Source organism: Leclercia sp. Colony189 (assembly GCF_009740165.1).
Classification (GTDB): domain Bacteria; phylum Pseudomonadota; class Gammaproteobacteria; order Enterobacterales; family Enterobacteriaceae; genus Enterobacter.
On record NZ_CP046557.1, the window covers coordinates 1,432,119 to 1,448,941 of the forward strand.

Sequence of the window (16,823 nt, forward strand, 5' to 3'; positions counted from 1 at the left end):
TCCCTTTAAAAACGCCCGGTTCCGCCGGGCGTTTTGCTCTCAAGTTTCCCCCTTCCTCGCCGATACTATTTTCAGGACAAAATTGATCTACTCCCCGATCGGTACGATTTAACGCTGGGCAAACCTGACGGTTATCGTTATATTTCAATTTATATAACGGTATTTGCAGGAGCTTTAAATGAAACGTACATGGTCAGGACTGGTTACCGGCGTGACGCTGACACTCACGCTGGCCGGCCAGGCGCTGGCAGACGAAGGCAAGATCACCGTCTTTGCCGCCGCATCACTGACGAACGCAATGCAGGATATTGCCGCGGTGTATAAAAAAGAGAAAAACGTCGACGTGGTGTCGTCATTTGCCTCTTCGTCCACTCTGGCGCGACAGATTGAAGCAGGCGCCCCTGCCGACCTCTTTATCTCGGCCGATCAGAAGTGGATGGATTACGCCGTCGATAAAAAAGCGGTTGATGCGGCGAGCCGTGTCACCCTGCTCGGCAACAGCCTGGTTGTGGTGGCGCCGAAAGCCAGCGCCCAGGGCGAGGTGGCTATCAACAAGGAGACGCCCTGGAGCAGCCTGCTGAAAGGGGGGCGTCTGGCGGTGGGCGATCCGGAACACGTTCCGGCAGGCATTTACGCTAAAGAGGCGCTGCAAAAACTGGGTGCCTGGGAGACGCTGGCTCCTGAACTGGCGCCTGCGGAAGATGTGCGTGGCGCGCTGGCGCTGGTGGCGCGCAATGAAGCGCCGCTTGGGATCGTCTACGGTTCCGATGCGGTTGCTGAAAAAGGGGTGAAAGTGGTGGGTACGTTCCCTGAAGACTCGCATAAGAAAGTGGAATATCCTGTGGCCATCATTGATGGACATAAAAACGCAACCGTCAGCGCCTTTTACGATTATCTGAAGGGGCCGCAGGCGTCTGCCATCTTTAACCGTTACGGATTTACGACGCACGAATGATATTGACCGATCCCGAATGGCAGGCCGTGCTGCTGAGCCTGAAAGTCTCTTCTCTCGCGGTTGCTTTGAGTTTGCCCTTTGGGGTCTTTTTCGCCTGGTTACTGGTTCGCTGTCAGTTTCCGGGCAAAGCGCTCCTCGACAGTATTTTGCACCTGCCTCTGGTGCTGCCGCCGGTGGTGGTAGGGTATCTGCTGCTGATTGCCATGGGGCGGCGCGGTTTTATCGGCGAGCGCCTGTATGAGTGGTTTGGCATTAGCTTTGCCTTCAGCTGGCGCGGCGCCGTGCTGGCGGCGGCGGTGATGTCATTCCCGCTGATGGTGCGGGCGATCCGCCTGGCGCTGGAAGGGGTCGATCTTAAACTTGAACAGGCGGCCCGTACCCTCGGGGCCGGGCGCTGGCGCGTCTTTTTCACCATTACGCTTCCCCTGACGCTGCCGGGCATTATCGTCGGCACGGTGCTGGCGTTTGCCCGCTCGCTGGGGGAGTTTGGCGCCACCATCACTTTTGTTTCCAACATTCCGGGCGAAACACGCACTCTCCCGTCGGCCATGTATACCCTGATCCAGACCCCGGGTGGCGAGGGGGCTGCGGCGCGGTTGTGCCTGATCTCCATTGTGCTGGCGCTGGTGTCGCTGCTGGTGTCGGAGTGGCTGGCGCGCATCAGCCGTGAACGGATGGGGAAATAATCATGCTGGAACTCAATTTTACCCAGACGCTGGGCGATCACTGCCTGACCCTCAACGAAACCCTGCCAGCCAGCGGCATTACCGCCATTTTTGGCGTCTCCGGCGCGGGCAAAACGTCGCTAATCAACGCGATAAGCGGGCTGACGCGACCTCAGACGGGGCGGATCGTACTCAACGATCGGGTGCTGAACGATGCCGAAAAGCGTATTTTTCTCGCGCCAGAAAAGCGCCGGATTGGTTATGTCTTCCAGGACGCCAGGCTGTTTCCCCATTACAAAGTACTGGGCAACCTGCGTTACGGCATGGCGAAAAGCATGGCCGGGCAGTTCGATAAGCTGGTGGCTTTGCTGGGCATTGAGCACCTGCTTGACCGGCTGCCGTCGTCGCTGTCGGGCGGGGAAAAGCAGCGCGTGGCGATAGGCCGGGCGCTGCTTACTGCCCCAGAACTGCTGCTGCTGGACGAACCGCTGGCCTCGCTCGATATCCCCCGTAAGCGCGAGCTGCTGCCTTATCTGCAGCGCCTGGCCCGCGAAATCAACATCCCGATGCTCTATGTGAGCCATTCGCTGGATGAGATCCTGCATCTGGCCGATAAGGTACTGGTGCTGGAAAATGGCAGCGTGAAAGCGTTCGGTAATCTGGAAGAGGTGTGGGGGAGCAGCGTAATGCATCCCTGGCTGCCGCAGGAGCAGCAAAGCAGCATTCTGAAGGTGAGCGTGCTGGAACACCATCCGCACTATGCCATGACCGCCCTGGCTATCGGCGATCAGCATGTCTGGGTCAACAAGCTGGATAAACCGCTGCAAACCAACCTGCGCATTCGCATTCAGGCGTCCGATGTCTCGCTGGTACTCCAGCCGCCGCTACAGAGCAGCATCCGTAATATTCTGCGCGCCAAGGTCGCCCAGTGTTACGACGACAACGGTCAGGTGGAGGTGCAGCTGGAGATTGGCAGCCGCACGCTGTGGGCCCGCATCAGCCCGTGGGCCAGAGATGAACTGGGGATCAAACCTGGCCTCTGGCTCTACGCGCAGATCAAGAGCGTCTCCATCACCACCTGATCACAGCAGACGGGTATAGATAAATTCGGCGATGCTGTTGGTGGTGTTATCGCCGATCACCACATTCGCGCGCGCTTTGACGGCGTCGTCCGCATTCCCCATCGCCACTCCGGTACCAGCCGCTTCCAGCATGCTGATGTCATTGTAGTTATCGCCAAAGGCAATGACGTCCTTCATAGAGCCGCCGATGGATTCCACATACTCCGTCAGGCGTTTCCCCTTGCTGTTGCCTTTACGGGCGATATCCACCTGATCGTGCCACGACCATTCGCACTCCAGCCCCAGCGTCTGCTCAACCTGTGTGGCAAAGTCGTTGAGTTTGCCTGTGTCCTCACCGGTCAGGGCAAATTTCCAGATCGCGTTGACCTCACGGGCGGCCTGGGCGAGGGACGGCACCTGCGTGAAGACCGGGCGCTGCGCTTCCGGCAGCGCCTGTGCCCAGTTGCTGGTGCGAATCACGTGGCCGGTAGGACGCTCGTACAGCATCGCGTCGTCAACATACATCAGGCCGTGAATGGCATGCTCATCGAGCAGATCGATCAGTTGCAGCGCCTGCGGAACCGGTAAGGGATCGGCTTGCAGAACCTTTTTTGCTTGATAATCATACAAATAGGTTCCATTACAACAAATTGCAGGTGTATCTAACGCCAGTGCCTGATAAAAAGGATGAATAGCAACGTGATGCCGACCCGTCACGATGAGGAGTTGATATCCCACCTCCTGGGCACGCTTCAGTGCTTCAAGCGAAGAGGGGAGCAGGGTTTTTTGCGGCGTTAACAGCGTACCGTCTAAATCCAGTGCAATCACACGCGAGGTCATTTGATATTCCGGGTTAATGTTGAAAGGAGGGGATGCGCAGATGGTACACCGTGCAAGTAACGCTGCAAAATTCCTGGTTAAAATTCAGCATTCACCGTTAAAAACGACTATCCTGGTACATTACTTTTACGCGCAGTGAGGAAAGGAGCATTCATGAAACAAACCGTTTATACCGCCAGTCCTGAAAGCCAGCAGATCCATGTCTGGCGTCTGAATCCCGAAGGTTCGCTCACCCTGGTTCAGGTTGTCGATGTTCCCGGCCAGATTCAGCCGATGGTGATCAGCCCGGATAAACGTTTCCTGTATGTGGGTGTTCGCCCGGAGTTCCGCGTGCTCGCGTACCGTATCTCGCCTGAAGATGGCGCTCTGACATACACGGCCGAAGCCGCGCTGCCCGGCAGCCCGACGCATATCTCCACCGATCTGCAGGGACGCTTCATTTTTAGCGGCTCCTACAATGCCGGCTGCGTCAGCGTAACCCGTCTGGATGATGGTATTCCTGGCGAAACCGTTGAGGTGGTTGAAGGGCTGGAAGGGTGCCACTCGGCTAACATCTCCCCGGATAACCGCACTCTGTGGGTGCCGGCGCTGAAGCAGGATCGCATCTGCCTGTTTACGCTGGGCGATGACGGCAAGCTGACCGCGCAGAACCCGGCGGAAGTGGCTACCGTTGAAGGGGCCGGTCCGCGTCATATGGCATTCCATCCGAATCAGCAGTACGCCTACGTGGTGAATGAGCTGAACTGCACGGTAGACGTTTGGGCCTTGCGCGATCCGCACGGCAAGATTGAGTGCGTGCAGACCCTGGACATGATGCCGTCTGATTTCACCGATACCCGTTGGGGGGCAGATATCCATATCACGCCTGATGGCCGTCACCTCTATACCTGTGACCGTACCTCCAGCCTGATCACCGTGTTTAGTGTTTCGGAAGATGGTAGCGTGCTGGCTATCGAAGGCTTCCAGCCAACCGAAACGCAGCCGCGCGGCTTCAACGTCGATCACAGCGGTAAATTCCTGATTGCGGCGGGGCAAAAATCGCACCATATCGCGCTGTATGAAATTCAGGGTGAGCAGGGGCTGCTTGAAGAGAAGGGACGTTACGCCGTCGGCCAGGGGCCAATGTGGGTGGTGGTTAACGCGCACTAAGACGGATGAAATAAAAAAACCTCGCGAATGCGAGGTTTTTTTATGCCCGGTGGTAGCCGGGTGAGCACATCAACATAAACCAACCGCCTTATATTAGCGTCGTACTGACCCTTTGCACAACGTCAGTTGCTTAATCCTGGAAGAGTGACTCGTAGTGATATTAACTTAAATGTTTGAATAATATTGATTTTAACCGCGCTCCTTTATAAATTCCTATTTGATAAAAGACTGTTTAAATATCCAGTCTCGTCTGCTTATAATCAGAACTGTTGGTGTAGATGTGTGGCAGTCCGCAATCTGGGATCACTTTTAAGTCCTGGCTGGCGGGTGGTGCCGTCAGTGCCTTAACTGCGGAGCACATCAACATAAGCCAACGCCCACTGGCGACAGGCAGCGGAAAGGTAAGTCAGTGGAAGTGCTCCTGACCCAAGGAGTGGCGTATGAGCATGATGGGATGGATAATTCTGTTCCTGCAACTCATGGTTGCAGTTCTGCAACTGCTGGATGCGTATCTTAAAACCGGTGCCTGACGTGTTCAGCCGCAGCAAAAAGGGGGAGTTGCTCCCCCTTTTTGCTAAATATTTACTGCTTCGGCTCTGCGATCACTTTACTTCCCACGCCGCGGTTGTTGTATTCCCACATGCGGTTGAAGTTAGCGTCGTTGAGGTTACGCTGCACGTTGCCTTTCTCATCCACCGCACCGGTGTTACCCGCATACGGACGTTGAGAGATGGCGGCGTTGCCCCACGGTTTAGCCATATTAAAGCCTTCGTTGATCACGCTGTCGCGGATCACCACCTGACCGTTAGTGGCGGAATCGACATCCAGGGAGCGGCCGAGTTGTGCCACGCCGTCGCCCATTGCGGTAAAGCGGCTGTTCACTGCCAGGAAGCCGTAGAACAGATTGGACTGCGTCGCAGGGGCGAAGACGTAGCCTTCCTGCTGGGTACGGGTGTTCATGACGCGGAAATCGGTGTTATCAAACACCACGGCACCGCGACCAGAAACCATATCCACATCCCCTTCAATGTAGCTGTTGGTCACCAGCGTACGGGTGATACGGTTGTTTTTCAGGGTGTTGTCAACGCCGCTGTTAGTGACGAAGAAGGTGTTCTGGCGACCCAGAATGTTAACCTTGTCGATTTGCACCCGATCGCCATCGCTGCGCAGAGCCACCGCCTGGTGGTTTCCGGCATCCACGCTGTCACCCAGATTGTTTTCAATGGTCAGGTTCTGCAGCTGCAGACCGTTGTTCTGCGACCAGAAGACCGCGGAACACATCAGGCCAACGGTGGCGCTGTGCTTGCTCTGGCAACGGTCGAACATATACCAGGCCGGTTTGCCCGGCATATATTTGCCGCCCGGGTTAACCAGGTGACGCCAGGTTGCGGTGTCGATCTCGGAGTCGATCGCCAGACCCATTTTGACATCGATCGGTTTTTCACCCGTACCGTAGATCGTCACGCTCCCCGGCGCGGCGGGCACATACACAGTACCTTCGTATTCGCCCGGTAAAATGGCGATGTACTGACGGGAGCTGCTGTGCTTAGCAATGGCAGCATCGACTGCCGCCTGGATGGAGGTGTGCGTCACGCCCTGGGTTCCCGCCGGGCCAACCACAAAGTTCGGCTGCTCAGGCAGGCGGATGGCATAAGGACTCCACGGCGCCGCGTTCGGATCCATGGCCGTAAAGTAGCGAGCCTGCTGGAAGTTTTTCGCTTCGTCAGCGGAGAGGATCGGACGGGAAGCCGTGCCCGGCGCAACCTGCTCTGATGGCAGTTGATCCGGCGGAGTAGAGCTGCACGCCGATAACGTCACGCCAAATGCGAGTGCCAGCGCCAGACGAGAAATCCTGGAAATGTTCAAGGGAAGCTCCTGCAAAACATATCAATAGGGGGACAACTGGAATAGCCTGCTTTTTTATACTAAGTTGAGCGAAACGGGAAGATGAAAAGGCAAAAATACATCTAACTAAAACTTAGAAAATCTTTATATGGTGCTGCCTACATCTCATTCTGTCGAAAAAACGAGAAAGATCGCTTAATGGTCGATGTAAATTGCAAATGACTTCGCTTTTTAATCGCATTCTACTTGAACACCGTGTGCACATTACAGATAAGTGTGGTTTAGAGCAAACGTGATGAAAAAGTTTTACTGGTGACGTGGTTGCGTACATAGTAAATGTACAAAGTTGAATAACGCTCAAAGTTATCTATGTTCCTGATCTTCAAGAAAATTAGACGCCTTCATCAATCAGGAATAAGCTCTGATAGGGGCTGGCAAGGAATCGCCACGGCTTCGGTAGCCATACTCCAAATGGGAGATGCTTTTAATTTCCGCTTTCGCTCGAAATACCCCCCTCAACTGACCGATGTGCAGAGCGCACGCTTAATAAGTGCTTTTCGAACTAATCTTTTTATTGGCCGCTCCGCTGGTGCAGGTGATGTTTGGTCACTGGTGCCATCGTAAGCTGATGCTTACGGACATCGCGTTATTGCTCTGGCGCCGGGCATTGCCTTGTGATCTGGTGGCATCGGCTTTGGGCTCGGCGGGTTTATCCGGTAGCGGGGTTCTATGGGCTGGACGGGATGTCTATGGCCTTTATTTTGCTGGCGATGGTCAGACTGCGGCTGTCGGAAAACTCAGAACACCCATGATGCTGGCAAATCCTTGTAAAAATGAGACTGAGCCCTGTCTAAGCGATGCTTAGATTTTACAGTCTTCGGTATCTGGACAGACCAACAGAGACATTAGAGAACGCAGCAATGGAATACCTGGTCTCTTTTTATTTTGCATGACCTGCCCCCACGATTAGATACAACACTCAGTTAGTAACGTCGGAATCTTCATTCTCAGAATGACCCTTTCTCCAGCCCGCTGCAAATTCAGACGGTGTCTGATAATTCAGCGTGGAGTGCGGGCGGCATTCGTTATAATCCTGCCGCCAGTCATTAATAATTTTCCTGGCATGAACGATATCGCTGAACCAGTGCTCATTCAAACATTCATCGCGAAATCGTCCGTTAAAGCTCTCAATATATCCGTTCTGCGTTGGCTTGCCCGGCTGGATTAAGCGCAACTCAACACCATGCTCAAAGGCCCATTGATCCAGTGCACGGCAAGTGAACTCCGGCCCCTGGTCAGTTCTTATCGTCGCCGGATAGCCTCGAAACAGTGCAATGCTGTCCAGAATACGCGTGACCTGAACGCCTGAAATCCCAAAGGCAACAGTGACCGTCAGGCATTCCTTTGTGAAATCATCGACGCAGGTAAGACACTTGATCCTGCGACCGGTGGAAAGTGCGTCCATGACGAAATCCATCGACCAGGTCAGATTGGGCGCCGCCGGACGGAGCAGCGGCAGACGTTCTGTTGCCAGCCCTTTACGACGTCTTCTGCGTTTTACGCCCAGGCCACTGAGGTGATAAAGCCGGTACACGCGCTTATGATTAACATGAAGCCCTTCACGGCGCAGCAACTGCCAAATACGACGGTAGCCAAAACGCCTGCGCTCCAGTGCCAGCTCAGTGATGCGCCCTGATAAATGCGCATCAGCAGCCGGACGGTGAGCCTCATAGCGGCAGGTCGACAGGGATAAACCTGTAAGCCTGCAGGCACGACGTTGCGACAGACCGGTCGCATCACACATCAACATCACGGCTTCCCGCTTCTGGTCTGTCGTCAGTACTTTCGCCCAAGAGCCACCTGAAGCGCCTCTTTATCCAGCATGGCTTCGGCAAGCAGCTTCTTGAGTCTGGCGTTCTCTTCCTCAAGCGACTTCAGGCGCTTAACTTCAGGCACCTCCATACCGCCATACTTCTTACGCCAGGTGTAAAACGTGGCATCGGAAATGGCATGCTTGCGGCAGAGTTCACGGGCGGGTACCCCAGCTTCGGCTTCGCGGAGAATACTGATGATCTGTTCGTCGGAAAAACGCTTCTTCATGGGGATGTCCTCATGTGGCTTATGAAGACATTACTAACATCGGGGTGTACTAATCAACGGGGAGCAGGTCATGCACTTAAGCTAAATTGGCTATTCCTCAACCTGATTATCCATTTCGCTACTTTTTACCTCCTGCTTTTCCCTGTCTCATTAATAAACCATTGCTATGTTCGCATAGCTCCGTGAGCCTGACGAAAACTGGATAACGGTACTGGTCTTATAGCGCTTCCCCAAGGGCAATATTATTCAGCTGATATCAGTAGTTTCATCACTATATTATATTTAATTAAATCAATTAATGATGTTTAACATATTCATGATAGTTATAATCTATCATTTGGTTGCTTTTTGATCGTCACAAACGATGTGACGAGCAGCGAATTTAATTGAATGCTATTGGCTGAGAGCAAGCTCAGAGTGGCTTGCCGGGCGAGATTAAAGCCTTTGGGAAAGGCAGCTGGATTAGCTGCTATTTTTTGATTACTTAGGGAATTGGTATGCGTAAGCTTCTTTGGGGTGTCGGTCTGGTTACTTTACTGACAGGGTGTGGTGATGACGGGATCTATGGAACATGGAAAAACACCTCATCAGGCCTCGTAATCAAGATCGAAGAAAAGAATATTAAAATGCCGGGCATAGGAAATGTTGCTGTTCAAAAATGGGATGTGAGCAAAGACCAAAAAGAGTATGTAGCTCATACTACCTATACCACATTAGATATTGAAAAAACAAAAAATGGAATAGCAATCATGGGCGTAGAGTATGAACGTCAATAACCCTATGACAACGCTACTATATACATATTAAATACCTGTAAGTATTTTCCTGTTTTACTAATTCAAAGGATAGACTATGCGCAAGTCCATTATGTTAGCAGTAGGATTTTCTGTTGTTCTCTCAGGATGTGATAAAGCTGTTGAAGATAAACCAATCAATGAACTCACCAGCGAGGAAGCAAATGCTATTTGTAAGCGCCCCGAAATTATTTCGCAATTAGAAAACAGTTTCAAAAAAGGAAGCATCGAATTCTTAAATCGTAATCCACTAGGCTATTCTCCATTTATGGATAGATATAAATCAGAAGCAGGATACCTTGATGGCAATGAAAGGAAAAAATTGAGAATTGACGCTAGTTATCATTATACGGCGGATGATTTTTCTAAAGGATTTGGCTCGACAGATAAAGTACAAATCAATAATGCATCGCTTACTGCTAGCGGTCAAGATGAGCTGTCATGTAGTGCCAAAATTGAGTTTAGCTCTGATGAAATCTATGGCGTATTATTTTCAAACGACATTTCATATAATGTGAAAAAAGAAAATAACAAATTCTTTACTGATGCCGAGCTTTCTCTGCAGAAATTAGAACATCATAAAACTGAACCGACGTCACAACAAAAAACGTGGCGCGATAAACTTGAAGCAAAACTCAACGCTGATGATGATGCGTTAAGAAATATTTCTGATGCTGATTTTAAAGTCGTTTCTCAGGATGATATTTATTATGTCTATTTTGCTCAGACGCCACGCCAGTTTAGTGACGATGAATTAATGGATTTCTTTAGTTCTAAGTGGAACAATACTACAGATGTATTTGCTAAAGAAGACATTAAAAAAGAAGAGCTTCCAAAAATCAAAGCTAAAATTAATCAATATAAAGATGTAAAAAACATTTTAGCTTACTCGACATTTAGTCTAAATAGTCAAATTGCTGAACAATCTGCTCTTAAGACAGAAAATGGTGAAAAGTCAATTCCTGCCTCTGACGGCTGGGTTTCGGCAAGGGATAGCTATGACATTGCTAAAAAAGGTTTCAAATATAATGCAGCCGGTTGTGATATGAACGGCGGTTTAACGATCGAGCGTCGTGGGATTAAAGTCTCTACAGATGACGTATTACGTGGCTGTACTGTTGTTGTGCCAGATGATAAAGCTCGTGAAGTTTCGGCAAAATTTGCAGCTATTAATAGTAAAGGACTCGATGTAGGCTCTTTTGTAAAATCCTATCTTCATATCTCGAAGGTTGATGGTGATAGTAACACTATTCATACAACAATTATTAGAGATGAAGTCAAAGTTTACGATCCTGAAACTAATGAAGTAATCATTGATACCGTTGTAAGATAATTACTGCGAGGGAGCTTCAAGGCTCCCTTTAATATTGAATTAAAATGAGAGAACCACCATGAACTCATTAATGATGACTATTGTTATAGCATTACTGATGAACATTCCCGCAATATTACCTGTTTTATTTTTAAAAATAGATAAGTCTCACAAAACGGGAATAGCTATATGTGTATATCTTGTATCTGTCTTATTAATTTTTTCATTGGTAACACTAACATCTAATATCACTAATGAATACTCACCATTCCCGTTCTGGTTGCCAATTGCATCTGTAGTACTTTTTATGATTGCGTTGGTAAACTGTGTAAAACATATTCGTAAGTTTGTTACAAAGTGGAAAAGAAGAACCATAATTCTAACTTCGTTTATTATCGTCTATGCTATCAGATTTAATGTCATATTCATTAATACAGGTTTGGGGTTTGAAATAACATCATTTGGTATAGTTTGGTCAGCATTTTTCGTTTTCGCTTGTTTACTTGCCTATATAGGTACATCCGACACGCAAAAATTAGATTCAGCCTACAATGCGTTAAGCAATCACTCGTCGGAAACTCGCGTAGACAAAAGTTATGCTTCGCAAACTGATATAGACTATGATGTAAGTATTAAGGGAAGAAGCGTATTGAACGATCCTAATCTTTCACTTGTCGAACAACAGCGCTACAGAGATGCGCTTCAGAAAAAGGAAGATGAAGGTGGGTCCGGTTGGTAAATAATAACTGTGAAATGTTTTACTAGTTATAAAAAGGCAAACAGGGCATCCGTTTGCCTTTCTATTTTTCTATATCGTGGAAAAATCAATATTTAATGGCTGGGCTTCGGCAACTAAGTATTAAATATTTTTCGAGAAACTACTAATAATGATGGTGTGTAAGAAGCATCAATTAGTAAATTTCATTAAAGTCAAACAAGGCTGCCAGGGAGCGGATCAGTGCAGAGTTAAAGTCACCGCCATCTATGAGATCACGCTGTAATACCATTTCAATGGATGATGTCCCGCGGGGGAGTACTGACGGCATAATCTCCCGTGCCAAAAACTTTATTCGATGTAGTTCACCTGCGAGAAATCGTTCGCATTATCACAGAATTGTAATGTTAGCGGTAGGCAACAGCCCACCGCTAACTCATTTAACACGTCAATACGGAAAAAATATTAACTAAAGTACGGGAAAAACTTAAATGATCCCCAAAGACCACTATTAAGCGACACCAGCCCAACGGCTATATAGGCCAGCACTGCAATAAATGTGAAGCTATACAATACTTTTTTCTTTAACTTCCGCCAGAATTTAACTACCAGAAATGACAGTACAACTCCCACCCCTAGCTGAATAAGCAATCGCGTTGCCAGGTCACCAACTTCAAAGAGGTAAGCGAACTGAAGAGGGGCAAATAGGATGACATAAACAATATAAAGGATTGAAAAAATTATCCTTGCCAGGATTGAGGTAAGCCCCCCTTCATATATGAGCATTTGCGCAGCCTGTAGCCCTGGCACTAAAATAACGCCCCATAGCGTAAACCAGATAATAATTGAGGCGAGAACTTTGCGCGCGCCACTGGCGAAAGCCAGCTGGTCTTCATAAGACATGGACGTCGATGTTGATGTTGGCTGCTGGATAGTTCCCCATGAATTATTAACCGGCTGGTTTGGTTGGCTGATGGGGGCTTCCCAGCTAGCTGCGTTATCAGCACGCCATTTTTCATCATACTGCTTAAAAGGCTGTCCACTTGTCACATATTTTCCGTCGCTATCTCTTCTGACGCTCATTGTTAACCCTCGCAATTAAATTGGTATAGCGTTTTATGATTAATACTTAACTGAAATTTCTATATTCATATACGACATATTAACGATTATAACGTATCTAAAATAAATCAGAAGATTAAGCGTTAAGTTAAAATATAACCCGTCTGCATGCGAATTACTCTTTGTCTTTGGCGTCTAACCGTCTTCCGTTACGTCATCTACCGTCTCTTCAACATACTCTTTGCCTGCGGCCTGTTCAGCTCTTCCTGAAAGGCCATCAGCTGCGCGTGGCACTCCGCGCGAGCATTGGTAATAGCTTCCATCTTTATTTCATCCGGTATTTAGCGGGTAATATATTTATCCAGTACTTCAGCACTAAATACATTACTCTGATTTCGCTCTCAATCTTGGCGTCGGCTTGGCAAATAGAAAATATCCTGCGTTAAAACTGTTTTGTACAGGCTGCCAGGGAAAACGATTGAACTACTGGCTGCGTTAGATAGTCGTTTTCACTGCCTGGATCTCGTCGGTGTTGACCTGACAAGTGCAGCCGGAAGAATGACTATGCAGGAACGTCGGGATAAAGACAGACGTCACTAAAAAAGCACCTCCGAGTATCGCACGAATATCCTGGCATGAATCAAATCTTCCTGTTAAAGGCAACCGGTTCAAAAAGAACAACGGGACAGGGCCGCTTGATGCTTTTGCAAATGTTACGAGTATATCTGCAGCCTTGACGGCGCGTTGTTTAGCTGGTCCCAAGGGCTCAACATCAGGCGAGATGCCACACAGCCAGATGACGCGAAAAACACACGCCCAGAAGGTGGGGGCTAGCCTAAAACCGTGCACATGGAATATGGGCAGGTCAGATTCTTTAAAACTTTATCAATGAGGTCCGGTTTACGCCCTAATGCGTTGAGCGAAGAAAGCGCTCTGGATAATATCCTTGATATTTTCAATGTTGTGACGATACAGGATGAAGGCCTTCGGTTCAAACACTTGCACCCTTTCACTGGTGAGCAGCATGAGTACGCCTTTGATGGGCATGGACCGCTCAACGCTTAAAGAACCATCATCAACCACCTTTACCTGACCCCTTCTGACTCTATCGTTCGCATACTAATCTACTTTTAAGTATAGGTGCCGAGCCAGTTATGACTAATGAAAGGAGCATGTAGTAATGCTCTAAAAATACTGCTGAAACTTTTAGTTGAGTGCAAAAAAGTTACTTTTTCTTCCCGTGCTTAGCGGGAAAGTTGTCACAAATAAATAACAATTTCGGTAAAGCCGATTGACAGGGCGACAGGAATGAAAATAAATGTCTATACAACTCATGACAAGCGGAAGCCCGATGCTGCAACTTCATCCCGACGACCTAATCTGGCGTAACCTGCGCCTCGCGACAATGGATCCCGACCACGGCACAGCCTATGGCCTGCTGGAAAACCGGGCATTGATTGTGCGCGGTGAGACCATCCTGGCCATCGTGCCGGAATCTGACTTGCCGGAGGATCTGCCCAACACCATCGATTTACAGGGGCGGCTGGTGACGCCGGGCCTGATCGACTGCCATACGCATCTGGTGTTTGGTGGCGATCGTGCCGCCGAATGGGAGCAGCGACTCAACGGCGTCTCCTATCAGACCATCAGCGCTCAGGGCGGCGGGATTAACGCCACGGTCACTGCCACCCGGGAGAGCACGCCTGAGCAGCTCGAACAGCTTGCGCAGCAGCGCTTGCAGCGCTTAATGCGCGAGGGTGTCACCACCCTCGAGATAAAGTCGGGTTACGGCCTGGATGACGAATCCGAAGAGAAGATGCTGCGCGTGGCCCGGCGTCTTGCACAGACCAACCCGGTGGAGATCAGCCCGACGCTGCTGGCGGCCCACGCCGTGCCGAAGGCGTATCGCCACGATCCGGATGCCTACATCGACCATGTTTGCCAGCATATGCTGCCTGCACTGTGGGAAAAAGGGCTCTTCGAAGCTGTGGATGTCTTCTGCGAAAATGTCGGGTTTACGCCCGAACAGAGCGAGCGGGTGTTCCAGGCGGCGCAGACGCTGGGCATCCCCATTAAAGGCCACGTTGAGCAGCTCTCCAGTCTCGGCGGCACTGCGCTGGTGAGTCGTTACCATGGGCTCTCCGCCGATCATATTGAATATCTCGACGAGGCTGGTGTCGACGCGATGGCGCAGAGCGGCACCGTGGCGGTGTTACTCCCCGGCGCATTTTACTTTTTACAGGAGCGACAGCGCCCGCCGGTTGCGCGGTTACGCCAGCGGGGGATACCGATGGCGGTCGCCACGGACTACAACCCGGGCACCAGTCCGTTCGCCAGCCTGCATCTGGCGATGAACATGGCCTGCGTGCAGTTTGGTCTCACCCCGGAAGAGGCGTGGGCAGGGGTAACCCGGCACGCGGCACGGGCGCTGGGGCGCGGCGACACCCATGGCCAGTTGAAGGCGGGGTTTGTGGCGGATCTGGCCATCTGGGATGCGAAAAACCCGGTTGAGATGGTCTATGAGCCGGGTCGTAACCCGCTTTATCAGCGCGTATTCAGAGGAAAAGTAAAATGAACCTATGGCAGCCGGTTTCACCTGAGGTCTGGCAGGGTCGCGACGACAGCAGCGAGGCCAGCAACGCGCTGCGCCTGTTCCAGACCGTGCAACTTAGCGACACGCCAACGCCGACCGGCGACGGTATCGCCCTGATTGGCTTCGCCTGCGATGAAGGGGTCAGGCGCAATCAGGGCCGAACCGGTGCCGCACAGGCGCCGGACGTAATACGCCGGGCGCTGGCGAACATGGCCAGTCATCAGGGTCACGAGCGGCTGACCGATATCGGCAACATCCGCGTGGAAGGGGAGGCGCTGGAGGCGGCCCAGCAGGCGCTGAGCGAGACGGTCACCGCCTGTCAGCGGGGCGGGATGCGCACCCTGGTGTTCGGTGGCGGGCATGAAACCGCCTGGGCCCATGGCCGCGGCGTGCTGGATGCCTTTGCCGGCGAGCGTGTAGTAATCATCAACCTCGACGCGCATCTCGATCTGCGAAATGCCCGCCAGGCGACCTCAGGGACACCGTTCCGCCAGCTGGCGCTCTACTGCGCACAACAGCAGCGTGAGTTTCGTTATGCCTGCTTCGGGGTCAGCCGGGCGGCCAACACCCAGGCGCTGTGGGATGAGGCTGCGCGCCTTAACGTTACGCTGGTGGAGGATCTCGATTTCCGCCAGCAGGCGCTTGACGCGCTCACAACGCTTCTGGAACAGGCAGATCGTGTCTACCTGACCCTCGATCTCGACGTGATGCCTGCCGGGGAGATGCCCGCCGTGTCGGCCCCCGCCGCGCTGGGGGTTCCCGCCCGTGATCTGCTCCCGGTTATCGAGCGGATCTGTCGCAGCGGCAAACTGCAGGCGGCCGATCTGGTTGAGTTCAGTCCCGGCTTCGATCGTGACAGTCAGGGGGCGAAGCTCGCCGCACGGCTGGCGTGGCAAATCGCTCACTGGTGGGCATAAAGCTTGTATATACTCGATTTTTTATGACGGCTTAAGGAATTGCTATGTTCTCTCGCGCCCCGCAGCAGCAGGCCAGTGCGCCAGCCCCTTTCTATGAAAAGGTCAAGCAGGCGATCAGCCATCAAATCGCCACCGGCGTCTGGCGTCCCCACGATCGTATCCCCTCCGAGGCGGAGCTGGTGGCCCAGTTCGGCTTCAGCCGGATGACCATCAACCGCGCGCTGCGGGAGCTGACCGATGAGGGACTGCTGGTGCGCCTGCAGGGGGTCGGCACCTTTGTTGCCGAGCCAAAAGGGCAGTCAGCGCTGTTTGAGATCCGCAGCATTGCCGATGAGATCGCCTCCCGCAACCATCAGCACCGGTGTGAAGTGCAGTTCCTCGAAGAGACGCAGGCCAGCGCCGCCCAGGCGGTAGCGTTGAACGTCAAAGAGGGATCGCGCATCTTTCACTCCCTGATGTTGCACTATGAAAATGACGTCCCGGTGCAGATAGAGGATCGCTGCGTCAATGCCGCACTGGTGCCGGACTACCTTCAGCAGGACTACACCACCACCACGCCCCATGCTTATCTGTCGCGGGTTGCGCCGCTGACGGAAGGGGAGCATATCGTCGAGGCGGTGCGGGCCACGCCGAAGGAGTGCGAACTGCTGCGCATCAAGGAGCACGACCCCTGCCTGCTGATCCACCGCCGCACATGGTCAGCCTCCCACATCGTCTCCCATGCCCGGCTGCTCTTCCCCGGCAACCGCTACCGGCTGCAGGGCCATTTTATGTCATAAGCGAAAAGCGTGATTGCTGACGCAATATAACAAAAA

Annotated in this window: 16 protein-coding genes and 1 pseudogene; 12 read left to right on the top strand and 5 right to left on the bottom strand. The window is 51.6% G+C overall.

All coding sequences use genetic code 11. The features are described from left to right. Positions 1-178 precede the first annotated feature (178 nt). From modA to modC, 3 genes are read left to right on the top strand one after another with little or no spacing between them, the layout of a single operon-like run. Positions 179-955, top strand: coding sequence for a molybdate ABC transporter substrate-binding protein (gene modA / locus GNG29_RS06755; protein WP_156654115.1), 777 nt, complete (start codon positions 179-181; stop codon positions 953-955). Continuing rightward, positions 952-1,641 (top strand): molybdate ABC transporter permease subunit, encoded by a 690-nt coding sequence (modB, locus tag GNG29_RS06760; protein ID WP_156654116.1) that lies wholly within the window; start codon positions 952-954, stop codon positions 1,639-1,641. The genes modA and modB overlap by 4 nt, the downstream gene beginning before the upstream one ends. Before the next feature lie 2 nt (positions 1,642-1,643). Further along, a complete protein-coding gene (modC, locus tag GNG29_RS06765; RefSeq protein ID WP_103178746.1) occupies positions 1,644-2,702 on the top strand; it encodes a molybdenum ABC transporter ATP-binding protein ModC in 1,059 nt (352 codons plus the stop codon). On the opposite strand, the gene GNG29_RS06770 is transcribed toward modC, so the two are convergent. After that, entirely contained in the window at positions 2,703-3,521 is an 819-nt protein-coding gene (locus tag GNG29_RS06770) for a pyridoxal phosphatase (protein WP_103178747.1), read from the bottom strand. A 153-nt stretch (positions 3,522-3,674) separates the two neighbouring features. Between GNG29_RS06770 and pgl the strand changes: the two genes are divergently transcribed. After that, complete coding sequence (gene pgl, locus GNG29_RS06775) at positions 3,675-4,670, top strand: 6-phosphogluconolactonase (RefSeq protein ID WP_156654117.1); 996 nt, start codon at positions 3,675-3,677, stop codon at positions 4,668-4,670. A 440-nt stretch (positions 4,671-5,110) separates the two neighbouring features. Next, a complete protein-coding gene (gene tisB, locus GNG29_RS06780) occupies positions 5,111-5,200 on the top strand; it encodes a type I toxin-antitoxin system toxin TisB (protein WP_103178749.1) in 90 nt (29 codons plus the stop codon). 52 nt (positions 5,201-5,252) lie between these two features. Here the strand turns inward: tisB and GNG29_RS06785 are convergent, their stop codons facing one another. Both GNG29_RS06785 and GNG29_RS06790 read right to left on the bottom strand, forming a co-directional pair. Next, positions 5,253-6,536, bottom strand: a complete 1,284-nt coding sequence (locus GNG29_RS06785; RefSeq protein WP_156654118.1) for a putative acyl-CoA thioester hydrolase — start codon at positions 6,534-6,536, stop codon at positions 5,253-5,255. 958 nt (positions 6,537-7,494) lie between these two features. Beyond that, a protein-coding gene (locus GNG29_RS06790; protein ID WP_156653759.1) for an IS3-like element ISSen4 family transposase occupies positions 7,495-8,615 on the bottom strand; the annotation gives its coding sequence in 2 pieces (ribosomal slippage) (positions 7,495-8,357 and positions 8,357-8,615; 1,122 coding nt in all). Positions 8,616-9,112: 497 nt separating this feature from the next. On the opposite strand from GNG29_RS06790, the gene GNG29_RS06795 reads away from it, so the two are divergent. From GNG29_RS06795 to GNG29_RS06805, 3 genes are all read left to right on the top strand, one after another. Next, positions 9,113-9,391: a hypothetical protein gene (locus GNG29_RS06795; RefSeq protein ID WP_156654119.1), complete on the top strand. Its 279-nt coding sequence runs from the start codon at positions 9,113-9,115 to the stop codon at positions 9,389-9,391. A gap of 76 nt (positions 9,392-9,467) precedes the next feature. Next, on the top strand, positions 9,468-10,742 hold the full coding sequence (locus GNG29_RS06800) for a hypothetical protein (RefSeq protein ID WP_156654120.1): 1,275 nt from the start codon (positions 9,468-9,470) through the stop codon (positions 10,740-10,742). Between the two features lie 70 nt (positions 10,743-10,812). Further along, on the top strand, positions 10,813-11,460 hold the full coding sequence (locus GNG29_RS06805; protein WP_231736596.1) for a hypothetical protein: 648 nt from the start codon (positions 10,813-10,815) through the stop codon (positions 11,458-11,460). A 441-nt stretch (positions 11,461-11,901) separates the two neighbouring features. Here GNG29_RS06805 and GNG29_RS06810 read toward each other — a convergent pair whose 3' ends face one another. Continuing rightward, complete coding sequence (locus GNG29_RS06810; protein ID WP_156654121.1) at positions 11,902-12,519, bottom strand: mechanosensitive ion channel family protein; 618 nt, start codon at positions 12,517-12,519, stop codon at positions 11,902-11,904. A gap of 450 nt (positions 12,520-12,969) precedes the next feature. On the opposite strand from GNG29_RS06810, the pseudogene GNG29_RS23280 reads away from it, so the two are divergent. Further along, positions 12,970-13,068 (top strand): annotated as a pseudogene (locus GNG29_RS23280) (recombinase family protein); the annotation flags it as partial. Between the two features lie 330 nt (positions 13,069-13,398). Here the strand turns inward: GNG29_RS23280 and GNG29_RS23150 are convergent. Further along, positions 13,399-13,581, bottom strand: a complete 183-nt coding sequence (locus tag GNG29_RS23150; protein ID WP_159339266.1) for a hypothetical protein — start codon at positions 13,579-13,581, stop codon at positions 13,399-13,401. 268 nt (positions 13,582-13,849) lie between these two features. On the opposite strand from GNG29_RS23150, the gene hutI reads away from it, so the two are divergent. The 3 genes from hutI to GNG29_RS06825 are packed head-to-tail and all read left to right on the top strand — an operon-like array spanning position 13,850 to position 16,787. Continuing rightward, positions 13,850-15,073 carry an imidazolonepropionase gene (gene hutI / locus GNG29_RS06815; RefSeq protein ID WP_156655450.1) on the top strand — a complete coding sequence of 408 codons (1,224 nt, stop codon included), beginning with the start codon at positions 13,850-13,852 and terminating at the stop codon, positions 15,071-15,073. Next, on the top strand, positions 15,070-16,008 hold the full coding sequence (gene hutG / locus GNG29_RS06820; protein WP_156654122.1) for a formimidoylglutamase: 939 nt from the start codon (positions 15,070-15,072) through the stop codon (positions 16,006-16,008). The genes hutI and hutG overlap by 4 nt, the downstream gene beginning before the upstream one ends. 44 nt (positions 16,009-16,052) lie before the next feature. Then, positions 16,053-16,787: a histidine utilization repressor gene (locus GNG29_RS06825; RefSeq protein WP_103178753.1), complete on the top strand. Its 735-nt coding sequence runs from the start codon at positions 16,053-16,055 to the stop codon at positions 16,785-16,787. Positions 16,788-16,823: the final 36 nt, after the last annotated feature.

Coding starts and splice junctions, on each gene's coding strand:
- modC (WP_103178746.1), top strand. CDS start 1,644: ATGCTGGAACTCAATTTTACCCAGACGCTGGGCGATCACTGCCTGACC.
- GNG29_RS06770 (WP_103178747.1), bottom strand. CDS start 3,521: ATGACCTCGCGTGTGATTGCACTGGATTTAGACGGTACGCTGTTAACG.
- hutI (WP_156655450.1), top strand. CDS start 13,850: ATGCTGCAACTTCATCCCGACGACCTAATCTGGCGTAACCTGCGCCTC.
- GNG29_RS06810 (WP_156654121.1), bottom strand. CDS start 12,519: ATGAGCGTCAGAAGAGATAGCGACGGAAAATATGTGACAAGTGGACAG.
- GNG29_RS06795 (WP_156654119.1), top strand. CDS start 9,113: ATGCGTAAGCTTCTTTGGGGTGTCGGTCTGGTTACTTTACTGACAGGG.
- hutG (WP_156654122.1), top strand. CDS start 15,070: ATGAACCTATGGCAGCCGGTTTCACCTGAGGTCTGGCAGGGTCGCGAC.
- modA (WP_156654115.1), top strand. CDS start 179: ATGAAACGTACATGGTCAGGACTGGTTACCGGCGTGACGCTGACACTC.
- GNG29_RS06800 (WP_156654120.1), top strand. CDS start 9,468: ATGCGCAAGTCCATTATGTTAGCAGTAGGATTTTCTGTTGTTCTCTCA.
- GNG29_RS06825 (WP_103178753.1), top strand. CDS start 16,053: ATGTTCTCTCGCGCCCCGCAGCAGCAGGCCAGTGCGCCAGCCCCTTTC.
- tisB (WP_103178749.1), top strand. CDS start 5,111: ATGAGCATGATGGGATGGATAATTCTGTTCCTGCAACTCATGGTTGCA.
- pgl (WP_156654117.1), top strand. CDS start 3,675: ATGAAACAAACCGTTTATACCGCCAGTCCTGAAAGCCAGCAGATCCAT.
- GNG29_RS06805 (WP_231736596.1), top strand. CDS start 10,813: ATGATGACTATTGTTATAGCATTACTGATGAACATTCCCGCAATATTA.
- modB (WP_156654116.1), top strand. CDS start 952: ATGATATTGACCGATCCCGAATGGCAGGCCGTGCTGCTGAGCCTGAAA.